The organism is Nonomuraea sp. CX421 (assembly GCF_059358955.1).
Genome location: NZ_JCADBK010000022.1, coordinates 113,567 through 133,267 on the forward strand (window position 1 = coordinate 113,567; position 19,701 = coordinate 133,267).

Annotated in this window: 23 protein-coding genes and 3 pseudogenes; 21 read left to right on the top strand and 5 right to left on the bottom strand. The window is 70.3% G+C overall.

What is annotated here, in order from left to right; translation table 11 throughout:
- Positions 1-41 precede the first annotated feature (41 nt).
- Together AC5L3X_RS30455 and AC5L3X_RS30460 are read left to right on the top strand one after the other, a co-directional pair.
- Complete coding sequence (locus AC5L3X_RS30455; protein WP_494861530.1) at positions 42-431, top strand: nuclear transport factor 2 family protein; 390 nt, start codon at positions 42-44, stop codon at positions 429-431.
- Between the two features lie 35 nt (positions 432-466).
- Complete coding sequence (locus AC5L3X_RS30460) at positions 467-925, top strand: hypothetical protein (protein WP_494861531.1); 459 nt, start codon at positions 467-469, stop codon at positions 923-925.
- Positions 926-1,044: 119 nt separating this feature from the next.
- Here AC5L3X_RS30460 and AC5L3X_RS30465 read toward each other — a convergent pair whose 3' ends face one another.
- On the bottom strand, positions 1,045-1,908 hold the full coding sequence (locus AC5L3X_RS30465) for an SMP-30/gluconolactonase/LRE family protein (RefSeq protein ID WP_494861533.1): 864 nt from the start codon (positions 1,906-1,908) through the stop codon (positions 1,045-1,047).
- Between the two features lie 130 nt (positions 1,909-2,038).
- On the opposite strand from AC5L3X_RS30465, the gene AC5L3X_RS30470 reads away from it, so the two are divergent.
- Positions 2,039-2,233 carry a DUF4236 domain-containing protein gene (locus tag AC5L3X_RS30470; RefSeq protein WP_189122808.1) on the top strand — a complete coding sequence of 65 codons (195 nt, stop codon included), beginning with the start codon at positions 2,039-2,041 and terminating at the stop codon, positions 2,231-2,233.
- Positions 2,234-2,298: 65 nt separating this feature from the next.
- Entirely contained in the window at positions 2,299-2,493 is a 195-nt protein-coding gene (locus AC5L3X_RS30475; RefSeq protein WP_494861535.1) for a DUF4236 domain-containing protein, read from the top strand.
- Positions 2,494-2,572: 79 nt separating this feature from the next.
- Here AC5L3X_RS30475 and AC5L3X_RS30480 read toward each other — a convergent pair whose 3' ends face one another.
- Positions 2,573-2,920: a YciI family protein gene (locus AC5L3X_RS30480; protein ID WP_494861537.1), complete on the bottom strand. Its 348-nt coding sequence runs from the start codon at positions 2,918-2,920 to the stop codon at positions 2,573-2,575.
- Between the two features lie 341 nt (positions 2,921-3,261).
- Between AC5L3X_RS30480 and AC5L3X_RS30485 the strand changes: the two genes are divergently transcribed.
- A complete protein-coding gene (locus AC5L3X_RS30485) occupies positions 3,262-3,801 on the top strand; it encodes an AAA family ATPase (RefSeq protein ID WP_494861539.1) in 540 nt (179 codons plus the stop codon).
- A gap of 453 nt (positions 3,802-4,254) precedes the next feature.
- A pseudogene (locus AC5L3X_RS30490) lies at positions 4,255-4,944 on the top strand (efflux permease Rv1217c-related protein); the annotation flags it as partial.
- A 281-nt stretch (positions 4,945-5,225) separates the two neighbouring features.
- Here the strand turns inward: AC5L3X_RS30490 and AC5L3X_RS30495 are convergent.
- Complete coding sequence (locus AC5L3X_RS30495; RefSeq protein ID WP_494861540.1) at positions 5,226-6,257, bottom strand: TerC/Alx family metal homeostasis membrane protein; 1,032 nt, start codon at positions 6,255-6,257, stop codon at positions 5,226-5,228.
- An 850-nt stretch (positions 6,258-7,107) separates the two neighbouring features.
- On the opposite strand from AC5L3X_RS30495, the gene AC5L3X_RS30500 reads away from it, so the two are divergent.
- The 10 genes and pseudogenes from AC5L3X_RS30500 to AC5L3X_RS30545 form a co-directional block, all read left to right on the top strand.
- Positions 7,108-7,497, top strand: a complete 390-nt coding sequence (locus tag AC5L3X_RS30500) for a MerR family transcriptional regulator (RefSeq protein ID WP_494861542.1) — start codon at positions 7,108-7,110, stop codon at positions 7,495-7,497.
- Positions 7,498-7,851: 354 nt separating this feature from the next.
- Positions 7,852-8,802 (top strand): annotated as a pseudogene (locus AC5L3X_RS30505) (STAS domain-containing protein).
- A gap of 136 nt (positions 8,803-8,938) precedes the next feature.
- Positions 8,939-9,133, top strand: coding sequence for a hypothetical protein (locus AC5L3X_RS30510; protein WP_494861544.1), 195 nt, complete (start codon positions 8,939-8,941; stop codon positions 9,131-9,133).
- A gap of 233 nt (positions 9,134-9,366) precedes the next feature.
- Positions 9,367-10,161, top strand: a complete 795-nt coding sequence (locus AC5L3X_RS30515; RefSeq protein WP_494861546.1) for a DUF2382 domain-containing protein — start codon at positions 9,367-9,369, stop codon at positions 10,159-10,161.
- Positions 10,162-10,439: 278 nt separating this feature from the next.
- Positions 10,440-10,568 carry a hypothetical protein gene (locus AC5L3X_RS30520; RefSeq protein ID WP_494861547.1) on the top strand — a complete coding sequence of 43 codons (129 nt, stop codon included), beginning with the start codon at positions 10,440-10,442 and terminating at the stop codon, positions 10,566-10,568.
- A gap of 60 nt (positions 10,569-10,628) precedes the next feature.
- The gene (locus tag AC5L3X_RS30525; RefSeq protein ID WP_494861549.1) at positions 10,629-10,946 is read left to right on the top strand and encodes a hypothetical protein; all 318 of its coding nucleotides are present in this window, start codon (positions 10,629-10,631) and stop codon (positions 10,944-10,946) included.
- Positions 10,947-11,160: 214 nt separating this feature from the next.
- Positions 11,161-11,697 carry a DUF421 domain-containing protein gene (locus tag AC5L3X_RS30530; RefSeq protein WP_494861550.1) on the top strand — a complete coding sequence of 179 codons (537 nt, stop codon included), beginning with the start codon at positions 11,161-11,163 and terminating at the stop codon, positions 11,695-11,697.
- 220 nt (positions 11,698-11,917) lie between these two features.
- Entirely contained in the window at positions 11,918-13,240 is a 1,323-nt protein-coding gene (locus tag AC5L3X_RS30535; RefSeq protein WP_494861552.1) for a DUF2254 domain-containing protein, read from the top strand.
- 228 nt (positions 13,241-13,468) lie between these two features.
- Positions 13,469-13,627, top strand: coding sequence for a MerR family transcriptional regulator (locus tag AC5L3X_RS30540; protein ID WP_494861553.1), 159 nt, complete (start codon positions 13,469-13,471; stop codon positions 13,625-13,627).
- A gap of 126 nt (positions 13,628-13,753) precedes the next feature.
- Positions 13,754-13,948 (top strand): annotated as a pseudogene (locus tag AC5L3X_RS30545) (peptide chain release factor 3); the annotation flags it as partial.
- Between the two features lie 161 nt (positions 13,949-14,109).
- On the opposite strand, the gene AC5L3X_RS30550 reads toward AC5L3X_RS30545, so the two are convergent.
- Both AC5L3X_RS30550 and AC5L3X_RS30555 read right to left on the bottom strand, forming a co-directional pair.
- On the bottom strand, positions 14,110-14,334 hold the full coding sequence (locus AC5L3X_RS30550; RefSeq protein ID WP_494861555.1) for a carboxymuconolactone decarboxylase family protein: 225 nt from the start codon (positions 14,332-14,334) through the stop codon (positions 14,110-14,112).
- Between the two features lie 81 nt (positions 14,335-14,415).
- Positions 14,416-15,768 carry an FAD-binding oxidoreductase gene (locus tag AC5L3X_RS30555; RefSeq protein WP_494861556.1) on the bottom strand — a complete coding sequence of 451 codons (1,353 nt, stop codon included), beginning with the start codon at positions 15,766-15,768 and terminating at the stop codon, positions 14,416-14,418.
- A 164-nt stretch (positions 15,769-15,932) separates the two neighbouring features.
- Between AC5L3X_RS30555 and AC5L3X_RS30560 the strand changes: the two genes are divergently transcribed.
- The 5 genes from AC5L3X_RS30560 to AC5L3X_RS30580 all read left to right on the top strand — a co-directional run bounded on the left by AC5L3X_RS30560 (position 15,933) and on the right by AC5L3X_RS30580 (position 19,489).
- Entirely contained in the window at positions 15,933-17,132 is a 1,200-nt protein-coding gene (locus tag AC5L3X_RS30560; RefSeq protein ID WP_494861557.1) for a sensor histidine kinase, read from the top strand.
- Positions 17,129-17,794 (top strand): response regulator, encoded by a 666-nt coding sequence (locus AC5L3X_RS30565; protein WP_494861558.1) that lies wholly within the window; start codon positions 17,129-17,131, stop codon positions 17,792-17,794. The genes AC5L3X_RS30560 and AC5L3X_RS30565 overlap by 4 nt, the downstream gene beginning before the upstream one ends.
- A 67-nt stretch (positions 17,795-17,861) precedes the next feature.
- Complete coding sequence (locus AC5L3X_RS30570) at positions 17,862-18,449, top strand: helix-turn-helix domain-containing protein (protein WP_494861559.1); 588 nt, start codon at positions 17,862-17,864, stop codon at positions 18,447-18,449.
- A 16-nt stretch (positions 18,450-18,465) separates the two neighbouring features.
- Positions 18,466-18,669: a hypothetical protein gene (locus AC5L3X_RS30575; protein ID WP_189122815.1), complete on the top strand. Its 204-nt coding sequence runs from the start codon at positions 18,466-18,468 to the stop codon at positions 18,667-18,669.
- Positions 18,670-18,718: 49 nt separating this feature from the next.
- Positions 18,719-19,489, top strand: a complete 771-nt coding sequence (locus AC5L3X_RS30580) for a TetR/AcrR family transcriptional regulator C-terminal domain-containing protein (RefSeq protein ID WP_494861564.1) — start codon at positions 18,719-18,721, stop codon at positions 19,487-19,489.
- The last annotated feature ends 212 nt before the right edge of the window (positions 19,490-19,701 follow it).

Genomic DNA, 19,701 nt, shown 5'->3' on the forward strand with positions numbered 1-19,701 from the left:
ACGCAGCTATTCAATTTGTTGACTATAGGGAGAGCGAGTCGATGCACCCCTTCCGCGCTGCCGTCGAGGCCCGCGACATGGCGGCGGCCGTCGCGCTGCTCGCCGATGACGTCGTCTTCCACAGCCCCATCGTGTTCAGGCCGTACCTAGGGCGGGAGACCGTCGCGCCGATCCTGCACGCGGTCCAGCACGTCTTCGAGGACTTCCGGTACGTACGGGAGGTCGGCGCCGACGACGCCCCCGACCATGCGCTCGTCTTCCGCGCCCGCATCGGCGAGCGCGAGATCGAGGGCGTTGACCTGCTGCACCTCGGAGAGGGCGGCTCGGTGGCCGAGCTCACGGTGATGGTCCGCCCGCTGACGGCGGCGCAGGCGCTGGCGGAGGCGATGCGCGCCCAACTCGCCGACGGCAAGGGCGGCATCGGCGCATGAGAACGCCACGGCGAGCCCGCCCCCTGGAGCCCGAGATGCGCCCATCCCATGCCCCTCACCTCGACGAACACGCGATCTTCATCACGGCCGACCGCGACGACGTGTGGCGCGCGACGCTCGAAACGGTCGAGCGGACCTTCTCCCAGCCCCACGCGGCCGGCTACGCCAGGCTCGTCCGGTGCGCCGACCGCGCCGCCTCCGGGCCGCGGCCGCTGGCCGTGGGCTCGGCCGTCCCCGGGTTCCTGGTGACCGCTGCCGATCCGGGGATCGAGTTGGTGCTCGAAGGCCGTCACCGGTTCTCGTCCTATGCGCTGATCTTCCGTATGGAGCCGGCCGGTACGGGCAGGACGCGGCTGCGCGCAGAAACCCGGGCCGTCTTCCCCGGTGTGGCCGGAGGCGCTTACCGGCTGCTTCTTCTCGGGACGGGCGGACACGTGGCCGGCGTGCGGAGCCTGCTCCGCGCCATCGCGGCCCGATCCGGCACACCCGCCTGATCGCCACCGACCCCGCGATCACGCCCGGCCACCCTCCGGGCGCGCCGCGCCGCGTGCTCCGCGAACCGGCGCCGCCCCGAACGCCGTTCGCGAGGCCGGTCCGCCGCGCGGCAGGCCCGTCAGAGGGCCGCGGGCAGGACGGGACGGCCGCGGACGCCGGGGTCGGCGGCGAAAAGGGCGCCGGCGTCCGGCTGCCGCGAACGGTCGACGCCGAGGCACGAGGTGGTGATGAACAGCCGGTCGAGCCGCTCGCCGCCGAACGCGACGGCGGTGACCTTGGTGACGGGCAGCGGCACCACCGCGTCGAGCGCGCCCTCGGGGCTGTAGCGGTGCACGGCGCCGCCCTGCCACAGCGCGACCCACACCCCGCCCTCGGCATCGACGGTCAACCCGTCGGGAGCGCCGCTGCCGGGGTCGACGACGGCGAACGGCCGGCGTCCGGTGAGCCCCCGCTCAGGGTCGTAGTCGAGCACGTCGACCCGCCCGGTGACCGTGTCGGCGTAGTAGGCCCGGCCGCCGTCGGGGCTGAAGTCGAAACCGTTGGAGATGGTCGCCCCGGAGAGCACCACGCGTAAGGAGCCGTCGGGCTCGACGACGTGCAGGGCGCCGCGTCCCGGGCTCTGGTCATAGGCCATGGTGCCGACGTAGAGGCGGCCGTCGGGGTCGCAGCCGCCCTCGTTCATCCGGATCGACGGGTCGCTCCACGCCTGGCCGAGCGAGCGCAGCGGCGCGTCGAAGGCGTCGTCGTCGGAGACCAGGAGCTCGCGCTCGGCCGCGACCACGAACCCGCCGCCGGTGCGCGGCCTGATGATCGCGGCGACGGCACCCACGTGCCGGCGCCGCACCGTGCCGTCTGCGCCGAGCTCCAGCAGGTCACCGGCCAGCATGTCGACCCATCGCAGCCCCGCCCAGCGGGCGGACCATACGGGCCCCTCCGCGTGCTGGGCGACGGGTCCGGTCACGGTGTGGGCGGCGATGGTCACGCCGGTCTCCTCTCCTCACGGCAACATGGCAGTCGATTGTCACGCCCGGGCCCGGCCGAGCGCGAGCGTCGACGCGGAATCGGGGCGAAGCATGACGCGTTGTCCCAGGTGAGGGGCATGAGGAGGGGGCATGAAGATCAATTCGATCCAGGCCGGGCCGTGCCGCGTCACCCTGTCGCCGCACGGGGTCAGCTACACCTTCGGCATCCGCAAGCTCTATCTGACGACCACGCCCGACGGCCGCAAGCAGGTGAAGGTGCGGCTGCCCGGCGGCCTGAGGGTCGGCAAGACGTTCGGCAAGAGACGGTCACACGGTCATCACTGAATTTTGATAGATCGTCGCTTTTCCGGGTAGCTGGTGGTCCTCGCGATCTCAATGGAGGAAGAGCGATGGGCTGGAGCTACCGGAAGTCGTTCAGGAAGGGGCCGTTCCGGCTGAACCTGTCCCGTGGTGGTGTCGGACACAGCTGGGGCAACCGCCTGTTCAGGGTCACCCGCACCGCCGACGGCCGGCGCACGTTATCGATCAACCTGCCGGGTGGGCTGCACTGGCGCAAGACGCTGAGCAGCCGTTCCCGGGGTTGATCTCCCGCTGTCCCTGGGGAGGAGGGCCGGAGGCGCGTCGCGCGTCTCCGGCCCTTCCCGTGTCAGGGGAGGCCGGCGCTCACATCTCCAGTCCGCCTTCGTGCAGCACCGGCCGCACCTCCACGACCCCGTACGGCGCCTCGGGCAGCCGGGAGCCGATCTCCACGGCCCGCTCGAAACTCTCGCAGTCGACCAGGAGGATCCCGGCGAGCCGCTCGTCCGCCTCAGGGGCGGCAGCCGCGCCCCCGTCCGCGGGCACCCGTCTGGCGAGCGAGGCGTCGGCCAGCGCCGCGGACACGACCAGCTCCCCGGACGCCACCACCTCGCCGGTGACCGCGGCATGCGCCCGCCAGCCCTCCATCAGCCGCTCGTCGGGCAGCTCACGCCAGATACCGCGGGTGACCTGGTTGCCGTAGATCAAGATCATGTACCTCACCTGTGCCTCCACCAGGGTGTCGCGACGCGCCTGTCGCTCTCTGGTCGGCGCCGGCCGCCGGATCTCGACAGCCCGCCACCGGCGGGTGACTAGGGCAATCCCCAGGTGCCCTCCTGACGCGCGGCGGGCCGGGTGTGCCCAGCACTGAGGGCCGTCGGCACGGCCGTGACGGTGTCAGGCGTGCCTGCTGTGGCGCCGGGCGCGGGGCGACCGGCACCCCGAGAAGAGCCTAGTACTCCAGTGACACTTCGCGATCTTGAGGCGTAAGGGTCACATGGCGACGGCCACCGCGAGATCATTCGGAGTTTGTGAAGACAACCAAAGATCATGCGGTGGCCGCGGACCACAGCGTAGACCCTGACGGCTGGATGGTCATCTTCAACGAGTTGATGGCCAAGATCGCCGGGATCGCCGCATTGGCCTCGGATGTCGAGCTGCTGCTGCTCGACGAGCCGACTTCGGGCCTGGACCCGTTGATGGAGGCTACCTTCCGCGAGGTCATCGGCGAGGAACGCGCCCGCGGCCGTACGGTGCTGCTGTCGAGCCACAGCCTGTCGGAAGTCGAGGCGCTCTGCGACCAGGTCACGATCATCCGTGACGGGCGGACGGTGGAGACCGGCACCCTGGCCGGGCTGCGTCACCTCACCCGCACCACGATCAGCGCCGAGCTCGACCACGTCCCCGACGGCCTGGCCGGGCTGACGGGCGTACACGGCCTGACCGTCAGCGGCTGCCACGTCCGCTTCCAGATCGACGGCGAACACCTTCAGGCGGTGCTACGCCTGCTCACCGTCTCCGGCGTGCGCGCGCTGACCTGCCAGCCGGCCACCCTGGAGGAGCTCTTCCTGCGCCACTACCAGGTCGCGGCATGACCGGCACGCTGACGCTGGTGCGGCTGGCGCTGCGCCGTGACCGCGTCCTGCTGCCCGTCTGGATCGTCGTGATCGCCGGCCTCATCGCCGCCAGCGCCTCAGCCATCGCCGAGCTGTATCCGCAAGCCGGCCAGCGCATCGCGCTGGGCGTCACCATCGGTGCGGCACCCGCGCTGCAGGCGCTCACCGGGCCGGTCTTCGATGCGGGCTCGGTCGGCGGGCTGACCGCGTGGCGGGCCACCACCATGGCCTCGGTGCTGGCCGCCTTGAGCCGTCACCGGGCTGGCGCTGGTGGCCGCGGCGGCGCTGCTGGCCAGGCGGCGCGACCTCGGCGCCGGACTCATGCCATCCCGCCGGGGCAAGCCGGACGCCGCACCGTATCTCACCAGCCCCCTGGCGTTGGCCTGGCGGTTGCAGCGCGACGGCCTGCTCGGCTAGGGAGTCGGTTTCGCGGTTGTGGGCGTGTTGTTCGGCGCCCTGGCCTACAGCGTCGGCGACATCGTCCGCGACAACCCGCAACTGGCCGCGATCCTCGCGCAGATCGGCGGCGCGGGCGCACTGACCGACACGTTCCTGGCCGCCGAGCTGAGCCTGCTGGGCCTGGTCGCCGGCGGCTATGCCGTCCAGGCGACGCTCCGGCTACGCGGCGAGGAGTCGGCGCTGCGGGCCGAACCGGTCCTGGCCACGGCCGTGGCCCGCCGGCGATGGAGCCTCAGCCACCTGGGCATGGCCCTGGGCGGCAGCCTCCTGATCCTCACCGTGGGTGGGCTGGCGGCCGGGCTCGCGCACGGCCTGCGGATCGGCGAGCCGGCCGGTCAGGCCCCGCGCATGCTGGGCGCGGCGCTGATCCAGGTGCCCGCCACCTGGACGCTGGCCGGGATCGCGATGCTGCTGTTCGGGCTGCTGCCCCGGCTGACCGCGCTGGCGTGGGCGGCCCTGCTGGCCTTCGCCCTGCTCACTCAGCTCGGCGAGCTGCTCCAACTGGACGACCGGGTCAGAAACCTGTCCCCCTTCGCACACGTCCCGCAGGCGCTGAACCAGCCAGTGGACGCCGGTCCGCTGCTGGGACTCGGCGTGGTCACGGCCTCGCTCCTGTCGGTGGGAATCGCCGCCTTCCAGCGGCGTGATCTGCAGAAAGGCTGACCCACCTGCGGGGCAGGTACGACGCGCACGCGCCTGCCGATCCGGCATGGACAGGCCGGGCGACGCCGTCCTCCGTCACCAGGCGCGCCGCCAGCGCGTGCGCTGCCGGGGCGCGTTCGGCCGCGTCGGCGATGGCGGCGGCCAGCCGCTCCGGCCGCAGCCGGCGCGGCAGCGGGCAGGATGCTGGTTCGGGCTTCGGCAAGAACGTTATCTGATCGGCGGTCGGGACCGGCGCGTAGTGGGACACGCTCCTCAAGCTAGGCAATCGAGCGCCCCGCGAATCAGCCGTCCGAGGGTGGGACGGTGGCACGTTGGACATCGCGGCGGGCATCGCGGCGGTTGGCATGCACGCTCGTGATCGTGACGGTCGTCAGGACCACGACTATGACGCCGAGAGAGGCCAAGGTGGGGATCTCCGGGATTGTGGGCCAGAGGCCGTGCGCCCAGTGCAGGAGGAGTTTGAGTCCGATGAAGCCCAGGATGACCCCGAGCCCGTGGTTGAGGTGCCGCAGCTTCTGCAGTACGCCCAGCAGCACGAAGTACAGCGCCCGCAAGCCCAGCAGCGCGAAAGCGTTGGTGATGAAGACGAGGAAGGGGTCCTCGGTCACGCCGTACACCGCGGGCACCGAATCGACCGCGAAGACGATGTCGGTGGCGAACACGGCCACGATGGCCAGCGCCAGCGGGGTCACAGCGCGCCGGCCCGCCTCGCGGACCACCAGGCGGGAGCCGTGGTAGTCGCCGGTGACCTGCATGAAGCGCCGCAGCAGGCGGATCGAGCGCATGGAGGAGATGTCGACCTCCTGCCGTTTGCCGCTCAACGCGTCGGCGAGGATCTTCCACGCGGTGACGATCAGGATCGCGCCGAACAGCAGGAACGCCCAAGTGCCGCTCTGCAGCGCGGCCGCGCCCAGGGCGATGAAGACCGCGCGCAGCGTCAGTGCCCCGATGATGCCGTACAGCAGCACCCGCTGGGCGAGCTCGCGTGGCACCGCGAAGGCCGAGAGCAGCAGCATGAACACGAAGAGGTTGTCCACCGACAACGACTTCTCCACCACGTACCCGGTGTAGAACTCCACCGACGTCTGCGGCCCGAACGCACGCCACACATAGACGCCGAACAGCAAGGGAAGCGCCAGGTAGAAGACCGACCAGCCCACCGCCTCCCGCATCCGCACCTCGTGCGGGCGCCGCGTCACGATGAAGTCCGCTGCCAGCAACAGCCCGAGGCAGCCAAGGGTGATCGCCCACAGGTGCGGGGAACCGATCGTCTCCAGCGGGGCAACCGTCATCACACTCGTAAAGGCGGGCATGGAACCTCCTCGAACCGGGCGGGCCGTTCGAGGTCTCCTTCACCCACCACCTTACGGGCTGCCGCCCGGGGACGAGGTCACGCCCGTATTGACCGGGGCCGGCTCTTGAGAAGTACTCCCCTCGCCCTTCCAGGTTAGGCGTACCTCCTGGTCAGCTCCACTTCGACGGCTCCTCGGAGTGATCACAGGCGTTTGACCGGCCCCGCGAGCCGGGGTGATAGTGGAAGGAGCACGCAAGGGGAGTACCCGCCATCCGGCATCCCGGCCGTCATCACGGTCTCCACGCCTGGGGAGGCCCGGCAGGATGGCCCTCCAGCGGCGGCCTGGCCAACGCAGCCGTGCCGACGTGGAGGGTGCGGGAAGACTTCGTCCTCATGGCCTGTACCTCCAGGCGAGGCCGAGGGGGTCCTCATGTCGATCACCGTACTTCTCGAGATCCTGGTCGGCATCCTGCTGATCTTCTGCACACTCATCAGCGCCGCCGCGCTCTGGGTCCCACCGCCGCGATCCCACCGCTGGCCGCCGCCACGTCGTCTCCCGCACACAACCCGCCGAGGCTGGCCGGGAAAGCGCAGCTGACCAGAATGCCGAGCCCCGCCAGTCTCCAGGGTGCCCGAGACACCCGCGCCTACGCTCGATACCGCCCTGGAGCGCTGGCCCGCGCCTTTGCCGACCCGGTGCCTGGCGGCCTGCACTTCCCTTCCCCAGGCTTGCCTCGCTGGCGGGGTATCGTCGTCAGAACGCTGTCAGCGCCCATCGCGATCGTCACATAAGGTTAATTTGACGTAAGAGTAGATTGCGCACCAGGCGGCGTGCAGGGAGCGCTGGCGCGATGATGTGGAGGAAACGGATGTCCGACGAGCGGGTGCAGATCGGCGAGGTGGCCGAGCGGCTCGGGCTGTCCCTGCGGACGATCCGGCACTACGAGGAAGTCGGCCTGATCGTGCCTGAGCGCACCAGTGGCGGCTTCCGACTCTACATCGAGACCGACATCGCCCGCCTCGCCCTGGTCAAGCGGATGAAGCCGCTGGGGTTCAGCCTGGAAGAAATGCGTGACCTGCTGGAGATCACCGACCGAATCGCCGCTGGGGATGAGGATCCCACGCTGGCCACCCGGCTGCAGATGTTCGAGCGCGCCGTCGCCGAGCGGGCCGACAAGCTGCGCGAACAGCTGGCCATGGCGAGGGAGTTCGCCGAGCAGCTGCGCCGCCAGCGCCTGGAGGCCGCCGCGTCCGTCTGAGTGGTGACACCTTCTCACCCGAGATTACCTGAAGCCAACTCTCACGTCAGGGTATATTCAGATCATGTGGCTCGGCGGTCTGCCGCGAGCCGGCTCCCACAGGCGTGCACCGCACGTCCGGGAGCCCACTGCAAGTGATCTTTCCGGGGGAACCATCGTGCTCGTCCAGCCAGCCGTTCTTCTACGCCGCTCGGACTGCATGCGGTAACTCCGCCTCCTTCGCGCTGAACACGGCGGGTCACCACGGTGTCACATTGCCGCCACACGCCTGCTTCAGCCTGGGTGCTAGCACCCACTCACCTTCTTGTTGTTGATACCTCGCTCCGTCAGGTCGAGGCCTGTCCTCCTGTCTGGATGATCCTTTGTCTTCTGGTTCCATGGTGGCTTCGCGCCGCCTGCGCATGCCCGACCCTTCGTCACCTGACGCCCAAGGTGCTCCGTACCGAGCTATTGTCCGGCCTCGTGGTCGCCCTGGCGCTGATCCCCGAGGCGATCTCGATCGTCGGCGGGCGCTCGGCCATGATCTCGGCCGCGACCGGCGCGATAGCCCTGGTGGTGGCGCCGCTGGCCAGGGAGCATGGCCTCGGCCACCTGGTCGCGGCCGTCATCCTGGGCGGAATCTTTCAGGTGGCGCTGGGGCGTCCTTGGGGTGGCCAAGCTGATGCGGTTCGTACCGCGCAGCGTCATGGTGGGCTTCGTCGACGCCCTGGCCATTCTGATCTTCATCGCGCAGGTGCCGGAGCTCTGATCCTGTGCATCGTCTTCGGGCCTTGGGAGTCCCAGATCCCGATGGCCGCCCTGGTAGCCGTCATGATCCTGGTGTCGTTCGGCACCTTCGACTGGCACTCCATCGCCCCCGCCACGCTCAAGCGCATGCCCGCCGGCGAGCTCACTGTCATGGTCGTCACCGTCGCCGTCGTGGCCACCACCCACAACCTGGCCATCGGCGTCGTCGCCGGCTCGCTGACGGGCCTGGTCGTCTTCGCCCGCCGCGTCGCCCACCTGGCGCAGGTCACCGCCGTCATCGACCCCGACGGTAAGCAGGTCGTCTACGCCGTCACCGGTGAGCTGTTCTTCGCCTCCAGCAACGACCTCGTCTACCAGTTCGACTACGCCACCGACCCCGACGACGTGGTCATCGACCTGACCGACGCCCACATCTGGGACGCCTCCTCCGTCGCGGCCCTGGACGCCGTCGAGACCAAGTACGCCGCACGCGGCAAGAAGGTCACCATCATCGGCCTGAACCAGCCCAGCGCCAAGCTCCATGGCACCCTTGCCGGACAGCTCACCGGCAGCCACTGACGTCTGCCCCTCCGTTCGTGTGTCGCCGCGCCGTGTACGGCAGCCCGAGCGGTCGGCCGAACGGTCGGCCGCACACCAGCAAGGCTGCGGGACGGGCCGGATCCGGACGAGAACCGAAGATTCCTGTTCTACGCCGATGGCGTCATCGAGGCGCGCGACGCAGGGCGCCTGCTATCCGCTGGAGGAGCGCGCGGGCCCGTTGCTGGGCGCGACCCGCAGGCCGCGCTGGACGAGTTGCGCGCCGATCCTCGCCCGCGTCGGCGGGCCGCTGCTGGACAACGCGGCGATGCTCCTTCTGCACAGACGCCAGGGTGGCCTGAGGACAGGCTGAGCAGGATGACCGTACCGCTGGCGGCCGCGGCGGTTCCCCAAAGTCGGCGGTAATTTGGAGAATTCCGGTATGGGACGCCGTCAAAGGAGTGACCGAAAGCAGCTTGACTCATCGACAACGGATTTACGCGTATTGCAGGAGTTTTGACATAGATCTCCCTTGCAGTGGCGTCGAAATTGTTTCTCTTCCCCAGCCTCTGGTTAAGGGAACCAGAGGAAACGAGGGGAGAAAGCATGATCACCCGAGAGCAGATCCCCACGGTGCTCGACCATCCAGTCTTCGACACCACGGGACAGCAAGTCGGGGAAGTGAAGCACGTATTCCTCGACGACACGACAAACCGCCCGGAATGGCTGTGCGTCCGAACCGGCTTTTTCGGCACCAGGGAGACGTTCGTCCCGATGCAGGGCGCCGAATTCGTCCAGGACCACGTCGAGGTGCCGTACGACAAGGAGCGTATCAACGACGCGCCCAGCGTCGACGTAGACGCGGGCGGGCACCTGTCTCCGGAGCAAGAGCGCGACCTCTACCGCCACTATGGCATCGACTGGGGTCAGGCCTGGCAGCAGGCCAACGAGCCCGCTCAGGGCGGCTGGGCGCACACCGCCGGGGAGAGCGAACGTGAGCGCATGGGCGGCCTCACGGACGACGCGATGACCCGCTCCGAAGAGCAACTGCACGTGGACACCGAAACATACGAGAGCGGGCGGGCACGGCTGCGCAAGTACGTCGTCACGGAGGAGCAGCACGTCAGCGTCCCCGTCACACGCGAGGAGGTACGAGTCGAACGCGAGCCGATCACGGACGCCAACCGCGACGCAGCACTGTCCGGGCCGGAGATCACCGAGGCCGAACATGAGGTCGTCCTGCACGAGGAGCGGCCCACGGTCTCCAAGACAACCGTTCCCAAGGAACGGGTCCGGATGACCACGGAACAGATCACCGACGAGGAAGTCGTCTCCGAGGAGATCCGCAAGGAGCGAATCGAGACTGAGGGCGACATCGGCGAGTCCGGACGCACATCCTGAGGCCATTCGCGATTCGCGACATCGCCGTCACCGTTTCCGCGCGGCGGCGATGTCGTCACGAGAACCTGCGCCACACTCCGGCGGCCGGCTGCTGACGATAACGGTTGTGCATGGATGCCATCCGCCACGTCCGGGGCTCGTGACCGGGGTATCCGCCCGACCATGTCCCGAAGCCTTTCCGCCAGACCGCCGAGCGTGGCGGTGGCTCCGCACCCCCGCCGCTCCCTTCGGCTCCCGAGCAGGCGCAGGATCTGGACTTTGCCTCTGTCACGGCCTGGATGGCACGCCTGCCGGCCGACGACTCCATCCTCGTGGTGGGCGAGCTGGTGATCAACGCGGTGCGGTGGGCGGGAACGCCGCTCACGGTCCGGCTCCTGGTCAGGCCACAGGCATGCGGGTGGAAGTGATCGAGGCAGGCGGTCGAATCCGGCCCCCTGCTCCTCTACACGCTGCTCCTTGCTCTGTTCGTGCTCGGCGTATCCGGGCTGCTCCACCTCGACCGAGTCCTGGCTGTCTTCGTTGCCGGCCTGACCCTCAACGCGCAAGGCACCGGCGAGGAACGCCTGGCCGAGCTGAAGATCGATGAGACGATCAACCACTACCTCGTGCTACTGCTGCTGTGCTACCTCACCCTTGAGGCCCAGCGGCTGGACGCAGATCCCCGAGTCCTGGCCGCCGGAACCCTGGTCATCGCGACAAGCCCGCTGATGCGCGGCACCACCACCGCCCTCGGCCTGCCCCTCTACCGCAGGAGTGCCGCACGTAAGAGATGCCAGGAGCATTGATTGTCAGGCCGCCAACGGAATCGGCACAATGCGACCGAGCGGTTGCCGCGTCGTGGATAGGGCCGGTCTTGAGGCAAAAGTGCAGTGAGAGACACCCTCACGGCCGGTGCCTTTTGCTGAAATCGGCCGGTTGCCCACGGAAGCGCACGGTAGGCGCGGCGCACACAGGGTATTCAAGGCATGCCGGGGTTTCAGGTGAGAAACGGGGATCGAGGTGTTTTTCGAGTCGTGGAGTGAAATCGTTCGTGTCGTCATCGCCGCTCTCGTCGCCTATGCGGTGCTGATCGCGATACTGCGGCTTTCCGGCAAGCGAACCTTGGCCAAGATGAACGCCTTCGACCTCGTCATCACGGTCTCGCTGGGTTCCACGCTGGCCACCGTGGTGCTGTCGTCCGACGTCGCTCTGGCGGAGGGAGGCGCGGCACTGGTCTTGCTGGTGATGCTCCAACTGGTCGCCGCCTGGCTGGCCACGCGATCGGGATTAATGCGGAAGGTGATCAAAAGCGCGCCGACAGTACTGCTGGTGGATGGGCGGCTGCTGAAGGATCGCATGCATCAGCAGCGGGTGACCGAACAGGAGGTCCGCCAGGCCGTTCGCTCCAGCGGCTCTGGAGCCCTTGAGGACATCGCTGCCGTCGTGCTGGAGACCAACGGCACCTTCAGCGTCATCACCCGCGGGAAGCTGGGCTCGGGCAGTGCGATGACGGACGTCGTCGCGCATGGGGATGGTTCCCGCCCAACCGCCAGGTGAGACCTCGAACCGGCATCGCCCAACAGTCGGTCGTCGCTGCCGCCATGCACCCCTGTCGCCGGGCGTGACATCGCTGCCGTTCACTCGCCCACGATGTCATGCGTGGACTCGTGAACGGGTGACCAAGTGATCAAAGTGGAGTCTGCGGACGATCGTTGAAGGAACGGGGTCGCCGATGGGACCATCGGATCTTCGGGGCAGGCTGATTGTCCTGGGGGACGTGCTGCGCACCCAGCTTTGGTTGCTGCCTTCGGTCGGCGTGGGTCTTGCTCTGGGCCTCGGAGTGGGACTGCCTAAACTGGATGCACGGCTCGGACGGGACTTCCCTCCGTGGATGACGGCCTACCTGTTCGGCGGGGGCGCAAGCGCGGCCCGGACAGTGCTGGGCGCCATCGCCAGCTCTCTGATCACGGTGACGTCGCTGACCTTTTCCATGACGGTGGTGACGCTGCAGCTCGCGAGCAGCCAGTTCTCGCCGCGGCTACTACGCACTTTCGCCCGGGACCGGTTCGTCCAGGCCACCCTGGCGCTGTTCCTCGCCACCTTCACCTACGCCCTCACCGTGTTGCGCACGATCCGATCCGCCGGCGAATCGAGAGAGATCTTCGTGCCCCAGATAGCGGTGAGCACGGGATTCGTCCTGGCCTTGGTCAGCATTCTCGCACTCGTGCTCTTTCTCGCGCACCTGGCCCGGGAGTTGCGGGCGGAAACGACGTTGGTCAGAGTGCACGCCGAGGCGAACGAAACCATCCGCCGGGTCCTTCCGCCGCGGCGGTTCGCGTCCCTGGATGTCAAGCCCGTGTCGCCGCCCCCTGACGCGTTGCCCCTGCCCGCCGGTGCCTCCGGCTTCGTGCTGAGGATGGATGAGGGCTCACTGCTGTCCGCGGCGGTGGAGGCCGATGCCGTCCTGCTCATCGACTGCTGTCCGGGCAGCCTGCTGGTCGCAGGAACCCCGATGGGGGCCGGCTGGCCGCGCGCCGCGTCATCGTTCGACGCCGACATCGAACTCCGGCTCACCCGGCAGGTCGCCAGGGCGATGAGCACCGGCCCCGAACGCACCGCGGCCCATGACGTGACGTACGGGCTCCGGCAGCTCATCGACGTGGCCGTCAAGGCGCTGTCGCCCGGGATCAACGATCCGACCACGGCCGTCCACGCCCTGGGCCATGTGTCGATTCTCCTGTGCGAGCTGGCAGGCCGTCAGCTCGGGCCGCGGCCACTTCGCGACGAACGGGGCGGCGTACGGGTCATGCTGTATCAGCCGAACATAGCCGACTTGCTGACGATGACGCTGGTGCAGCCTCTGCACTATGGCGCGCACGATTCCACCGTCCTGGCCCAGATGTTCTTCCTGCTGCGGGACCTCGCCTGGCGCGTTTCCTCCGACCAGCACCCGGCTATCGCACATCAGCTGGAGGTCTTGCGCACCCAAGCCGCCGAGCAACAATTCGGATCGAGCGAGATGACGCGTTTCGACATGCTGTCCAAACAGGTCGAGCAGGCTCTGGCCGGCCGCTGGACACCCGCACGGACTCCATCGTGAGCATGTTCTCTCCCTGCAGCGCCGCAGCGGCGGCTACGACGTGCGCCTCGGCGGCATCGGCTACGACGCCGCAGAGAGGTGGGCATCCTGCCCGGCCTTCTCGAGCGGGTCTGCCGATCATCTCCCCACCCGCCACCGACTTTTGGGTCAAGCGGCCACGGCGGATGCCGCAATTACTCTACTCTAACGTTACGGTAGAGTGGCACGGGTGGCGGTAACGGAGGCTGAATGCCCGAGGAACTCCGGCAGATCGGGGAGCTCGCCGAGGCGACCGGCTTCTGCAAGCGGACCATCCGACACTACGAGGAAGTCGGCCTGGTGGTGCCCGCACGCACCTCAGGCGGCTCCGGTTGTACGGCGAGACCGAGGTCGCCCGGCTGCGGCTGATCGGGCAGATGAAACCGGTCGGCTTCACGCCGGCCGACATGGCTGATCTGCTGAAGGTGCTGGAGCAGCTGAAGGAGCCGGCAACCACCGAGCCGTCCCGCGCCGCCTCGCTGCTGGCGCGGCTGGAGACTGGACGCCGAGGGCGTCATTCAGGTGCTGCGCTCAGATCTGCGCCGCGACCAGGCGCCGGTACTGGCCGCTGTCGGGCCCATGCAGTTCGAGGTGGTCCAGCATCGTCTGCCTGCCGAGTTCGGCGCTCAGATCACTCTGGACCGGCTGGACTACACGCTGGCGCGCCGTACCGACACGGCGCCACCGCCGCGAGCAGGGCGAGCCTGGCGGCGGGGCGGTCCGCGCCGGGCAGGGCGGCGAGGCCGCGCAGGGGGCCCAGCGGCGGGTGCGTGCCGTCCCAGTCGGCGACGGTGTCCCGGACGAACGCGCGGGCCCGCTCGCCGAGCAGTTCCCGCCCGCGCCAGCGGCCTCTAGGAGCGCGGCGAACGCCGGTGGGCGTCGACGCAGAAGGCGCAGGTGTTGGCCATCGACACGGCGAGCGCGACGACCTCCTTGCCGGTCCTGCCCGCCCGGCCGGTGAGCAGGGACTCACGCAAGGTGACCCAGGTGGCGGCGAGCACATCGGGAGCCGGGGAGAGGGACATGAAGACCGGCGGGCGCGACATCCCGAACCCGCCGGGGAGCCGGGCGTACACCTGGGCGTCCGCCCGGTCACCGTCTCGGTCCGCACCGGAGTGACGTGGCGGAAGGGTGTGGACATCGGCGGGATCCTCCGTTCAGGTGGGCGGGATGTTGTGGGTGCGGCCGAACAGGTTGCCCGGGTCCCAGGCCCGCTTGACCTCGGTCAGGCGCTCGTGGTCGGCCACGGTGTAGGCGTCGCGGGTCCTGGCGGTGTCGGTGAGGAAGTTCAGGAACGAGCCGCCGGTCGCGTGCGGGCGCAGGCCGGCGGCCAGGTCCCGGAGGCTGGAGAGGGCTGGGTCGCCGGGTCCGTCCGGCATCGCCGTGGCGATGACGGAGTACGGCACGTCGCGGTGGCCGACCGGTCCGGCGTCCGGCGCGGGCCGGGCCATCGCGCCGCCCCAGTGGCGCAGCTCCACCGCCGCGATGGGCGAGCCCGTCACGGCCAGGACGGTCTCGATCACGTCGTCGGGCACCTGGTGGAGCAGTTCCAGGTGCTGCCTGACGGCCATCGGCTGCGGCGCCGGGCCCCCGAAGGCCGTCGCCGCCTCTCCGAAGGTCATCGTGGCGAAACCGCCCGCCGTCACCGGTCCCGCCGCCTCCAGCAGCGGCGCGAGCAGGCGGCGGCCCTCGTCGGCCGGGCCCGCGTGACAGGCGCGGACGGCCAGCGCCCAGCCGTCCGGGCCGGGCGTCCGCATGAGGATGACCGAGGTGTTCAGCTCGTCCGGCTCGGCCGGGGCCCACTCGCGGTAGCGGGCCAGCGTGGCCGCGGCCCGGTCCACGGAGTGCAACGTCATGCCGGTGTAGACCTCGGCGACCGGGTGCAGCCGGAACTCCAGCGCGGTCACCACGCCGAAGTTGCCACCGCCGCCGCGCAGCGCCCAGAACAGCTCCGGGTGCTGCGCCGGACCGGCCGTGACCGTCTCGCCGCCGGCCGTCACGAGTTCGGCTCGCAGCAGGTTGTCGGCCGCGTACCCGTGCAGGCGGGACAGCCAGCCGGTGCCGCCGCCCAGCGTGTAGCCGGTGACGCCGATCGCGGGCGTGCCGGACAGGGGCGCGAGGCCGTACGGGGCGGCGGCCGCGATCACGTCGGACCAGAGCGCGCCGGGCTCGGCCCGCGCGGTGCGGCGCTCGGGGTCGACGTGGACGGCCGCCAGCCGCGACGTCTTGAGCAGCAGACCGCCGTCGACGGGCACGTGGGTGCCGTGGCCGGTGGCCTGGACGGCGAACGGCAGGCCGTGCTCACGGGCCGCCATGACGGCGGCCCGGACGTCGCGGACGTGCGCGGCCTCGGCCACGAGGGCCGGGTGCGGATCGAGGGCGCGGTTCCAGGCGAGCCGTTCGGCGTCGTAGCGTTCGTCGCCCGGCAGGTGCAGGTTTCCGTCGAACGCGCCGCGCAGATGGCCGGCGGCGTCGGTGATCGCGGGTGTGGAGGTCATGGGTGTGGACATGAGGAGATCGTCGCCCCCGGAGGGGGGCGCGGTCGTCCTGCCCGCGAAGACATCTTGGACTACCCGGCCGGGCGTAGGCCCGGCGCGGATACCTCGCCGGGAGTAGTCCAGGGATCCGACCTTGTGCGGAGGACTGTGATCGAATCAGGCTCTACTGTTCGGGGATGAGCTCTGAGCGCATGGCCGACGTGGCGCTCGCGCTGGTGGTCGCCGTCCTGCTGGAGATCGGCGCGCTGTCGCTGCCCGGGGTACGGCCCCTCGACCATCTGGTCATCGTGGCGGGTTCGCTGGCGCTGGTCGCCTGGCGGACCGCGCCGCTGGTGGCGCTGACCGTGGCCACCGCGTGCATGCTGGTCCACTCGTTGCGGCTGGATCCGGGCCCTTCGGCGGCCTTTCCGGTGCTGGTGGCGGTGTTCGCCGCCATCCGCAACGGTCACCGGCTGCCCGCCGCGGCGGCCGGGGCGGTGTTCCTCGGGGTGTGGCTGGCCGATGACCTGGCCGGAGCCGCGGGCGGGCCCGCGCAGCCGCTCGTCGAGCGTACGGTCCTGCTCCTGGGCTGGTTCCTGGCGGCCGGGGTGGCGGGCACCGTGTCCCAGCACCGGCGGGCCTACCTGCGTCAGGTCGAGGAACGGGCCGCCGAGGCCGAGCGCACCCGCGAGGAGGCGGCGCTGCGGCGCGCCGGGGAGGAACGGCTGCGCATCGCGAGAGAGCTGCACGACTCGCTCACGCACAGCATCTCGATCATCAAGGTGCAGGCCGGGGTGGCCGTGCACCTGGCCCGCAAGCGGGGCGAGGAGGTGCCCGAGGCGCTGTCGGCCATCCAGGAGGCCGCCGGCGAGGCCATGCGCGAGCTGCGCGCGACCCTGGAGGTGCTGCGCGACTCGGCCGGCGATCCGCCGGGCAGCGGGCTGGACCGGCTTGACGAGCTGGTGCGGCGGGCCCGCGCCGCGGGACTGCCCGCCAGTGTGACCGTCGACGGCCGCCCGGAGGCGCTGCCCGCCGAGGTCGACCGGGCCGCCTACCGGATCGTCCAGGAGGCGCTGACCAACGTGGCCAGGCACGCCGGCCCGGCGTCCGCGTCGGTGCGCATCGGCTGCACCGGCGGCCATCTGGTCGTGCAGGTCGACGACGACGGCCGGACCGGCCCGCAGGGCGCGCCCGAGCCGGGGGTGGGGCTGCGGGGCATGCGAGAGCGCGTCGCCGCGCTCGGCGGGCGGCTGCGGGCCGGTCCGCGTCCCGGCGGCGGCTTCACCGTCCGCGCCGAACTCCCCCTCGCCGAACTCCCCCTCGCTGAAACTCCCGACGCCGAAACTTCCGACGCTGAACCTCCCGTCGCCGCTCCCCCTCTGGAGGAGAGCCGGTGATCCGCGTGCTGCTCGCCGACGACCAGGCGCTCATCCGCGCCGGGTTCCGCGCCCTGCTGAGCGCGGAGGACGACATCGAGGTGGTGGCCGAGGCCGCCGACGGCGAGCAGGCCGTCGCCTTGGCCCTGCGGCACCTGCCCGACGTGGCGCTCGTCGACGTGCAGATGCCGGTGATGGACGGCATCGAGGCGACCCGGCGCATCGCCGCCGACGAGCGGCTGAGCGGGGTGCACGTGGTGATCCTCACCAACTACGGCCTCGACGAGTACGTCCTCGACGCCCTGCGGGCGGGGGCGGGCGGCTTCCTGGTCAAGGACACCGAGCCCGCCGACCTGCTCCAGGGGGTGCGCGTCGCGGCTCGGGGCGACGCGCTGCTCTCCCCCGCGATCACCCGCCGGCTGATCTCCGAGTACGTCGCCCGCCGCCCCGAGCCGTTCCCCGTCGGCCTGGAGATCCTCACCAACCGGGAGCGCGAGGTGGTGGCGCTGGTCGCGCGCGGGCTGTCCAACGACGAGATCGCCGCCCACATGGTGATCAGCCCGACCACGGCCAAGACACACGTCAGCCGGGCCATGACCAAGCTGGGAGCCCGCGACCGCGCCCAGCTCGTGGTCCTGGCGTACGAGTCCGGGCTGATCACTCCCCGGGGCCCGCTCACCTGAGGAGATAGGCAAGTTTTTTTTCGCAAATTATATTGCGCAATTTTTCCTTCGCTTCTACGGTGAACACATGGCCGAACCCAGGACGACCCGTCGCATCGACGATCTCGGCGAGCTCAAGGCGTTCGCCCATCCGCTGCGCCTGAAGCTCTACCGGACGCTCGTCGTGGCCCGCACGGCGACCGCCTCGCAGCTGGCCGACCAGGTCGGCGAGGCCGTCTCCCTGGTCAGCTACCACCTGCGCAAGCTCGCCGCCCTGGGCCTCATCGAGGAGGCCGAGCCGCAGAGCGGCGACGGCCGCGAGCGCTGGTGGCAGGTGGCCTACCAGCAGCTCAACGTGACGACCAGCGCGCACGACGCGCCGGAGACCGCGGCGGCGCGCCTCGCGCTGACCCGCGTCGCCTTCCGTCAGCAGCGCGAGATGCACGACGCCTACCTCGACGTGCAGTCGACCTGGGAGCCGCAGTGGCAGGAGGCCGCCATCGGCTCCGAATACCTGACCGAGATGACCGCCGCGGAGCTGCGTGAGCTGAGCCAGGAGATGCACGCCCTCATCCAGAAGTGGCAGACCCGGGGGCGGGCGGCCCTGGAGGCGGGCGACACCGAGGGCCGCGAGCACGTCGCCCTCCACCTGTACGGATTCCCGTTCAGGACCTGACGTGAGGAGGAAGCGCATGGATCCCGGCATGCACCTGTACATCGACCGGTTCCGCGCCCAGGAGTTGCGCGAGGAGGCCGCGCGCCGGCGCCTGGCGCGCGGGCACGAGCCTCCGCCCGCCTGGTCGGCCGGCGCCCACGCCCTCGGCTGGCTGCTGGTGGAGCTCGGGTTGCGCCTGGTGCGCGTGCCGGGCCCGGCGGGGCATCACCCCTATCCTTAGCCGGTGAACGGACTCCCGAGACGGTGGACAGACGAGGAGCGGCATCTTGGTGGTCTTCGCCGGGCAGGGTGACGCGCGCCGGTCCATGGCCCTGCTGTGGGGCGCCGGCGACTCCCCCGAGTCGCGCCCGGGGCCCAAGCCCGGTCTCAGCGTCGAGCGCATCGTGGACGCGGCGATCGCGGTCGCCGACGCCGAGGGCATGGCGGCGCTGTCCATGCGGGCCGTGGGCGAGCGGCTCGGCCGCTCGGCGATGGCCCTCTACACGTACGTGCCCGGCAAGGGCGAGCTGGTCGACCTCATGTACGACCGGGCGCTGGGCGAGCTGCCGACCCGCTACGACCTGACGGCGGGCTGGCGGGCGGCGCTGACCGCGTGGGCCGAGGACACCTGCGCCTGCTACCTGCGCCACCCGTGGCTGCTGCTGGTGTCGCAGGCGCGCCCGGTGCTGGGCCCCAACGAGTACCTCACGCTGGAGACCCTGCTGGGCGTCCTGCGCGAGACCGGGCTCGACCGCGACGTGCTGCGCCGCGTGGTGGGCACGCTGTTCCACTTCGTGCGCGGCGCGGCGCAGACGATCGCCGAGGCCCGCCAGGCGGAGGCCGCGACGGGGGTGTCCGACGACGCGTGGTGGCTCGACCGGTCCGGCACGCTGAGGGAGGCCGCGCCCGACTTCGCGGCCCGGTTCCCCAACGTCACCTGGCTGGAGGCCGCCGTCGCGCCGCGATCGGACGACGAGAGCGGCCCCTACCTGGAGCGCGAGGCCAGGAAGACGTTCCACGGCGGCCTGGCGATCATCCTCGACGGCATCGAGGCCGCCTGACGCGGTCCGCCGGCACAGAATGCGACGCCCACCTCCGTGGCCGGAGGTGGGCGTCGCGGTCGTGGCCGCTACTTCAGCCAGGCGGTGCGCCGGACGATCGGCAGGTTGCCCAGGCCGAGCGTGGTGCCGGCGCCGGCCAGGGCCAGGCCGACCATCACGATCGCGTAGATGATGTGGTCGTCCATGAAGGGGTTGGTGGTCAGGGGCAGGGC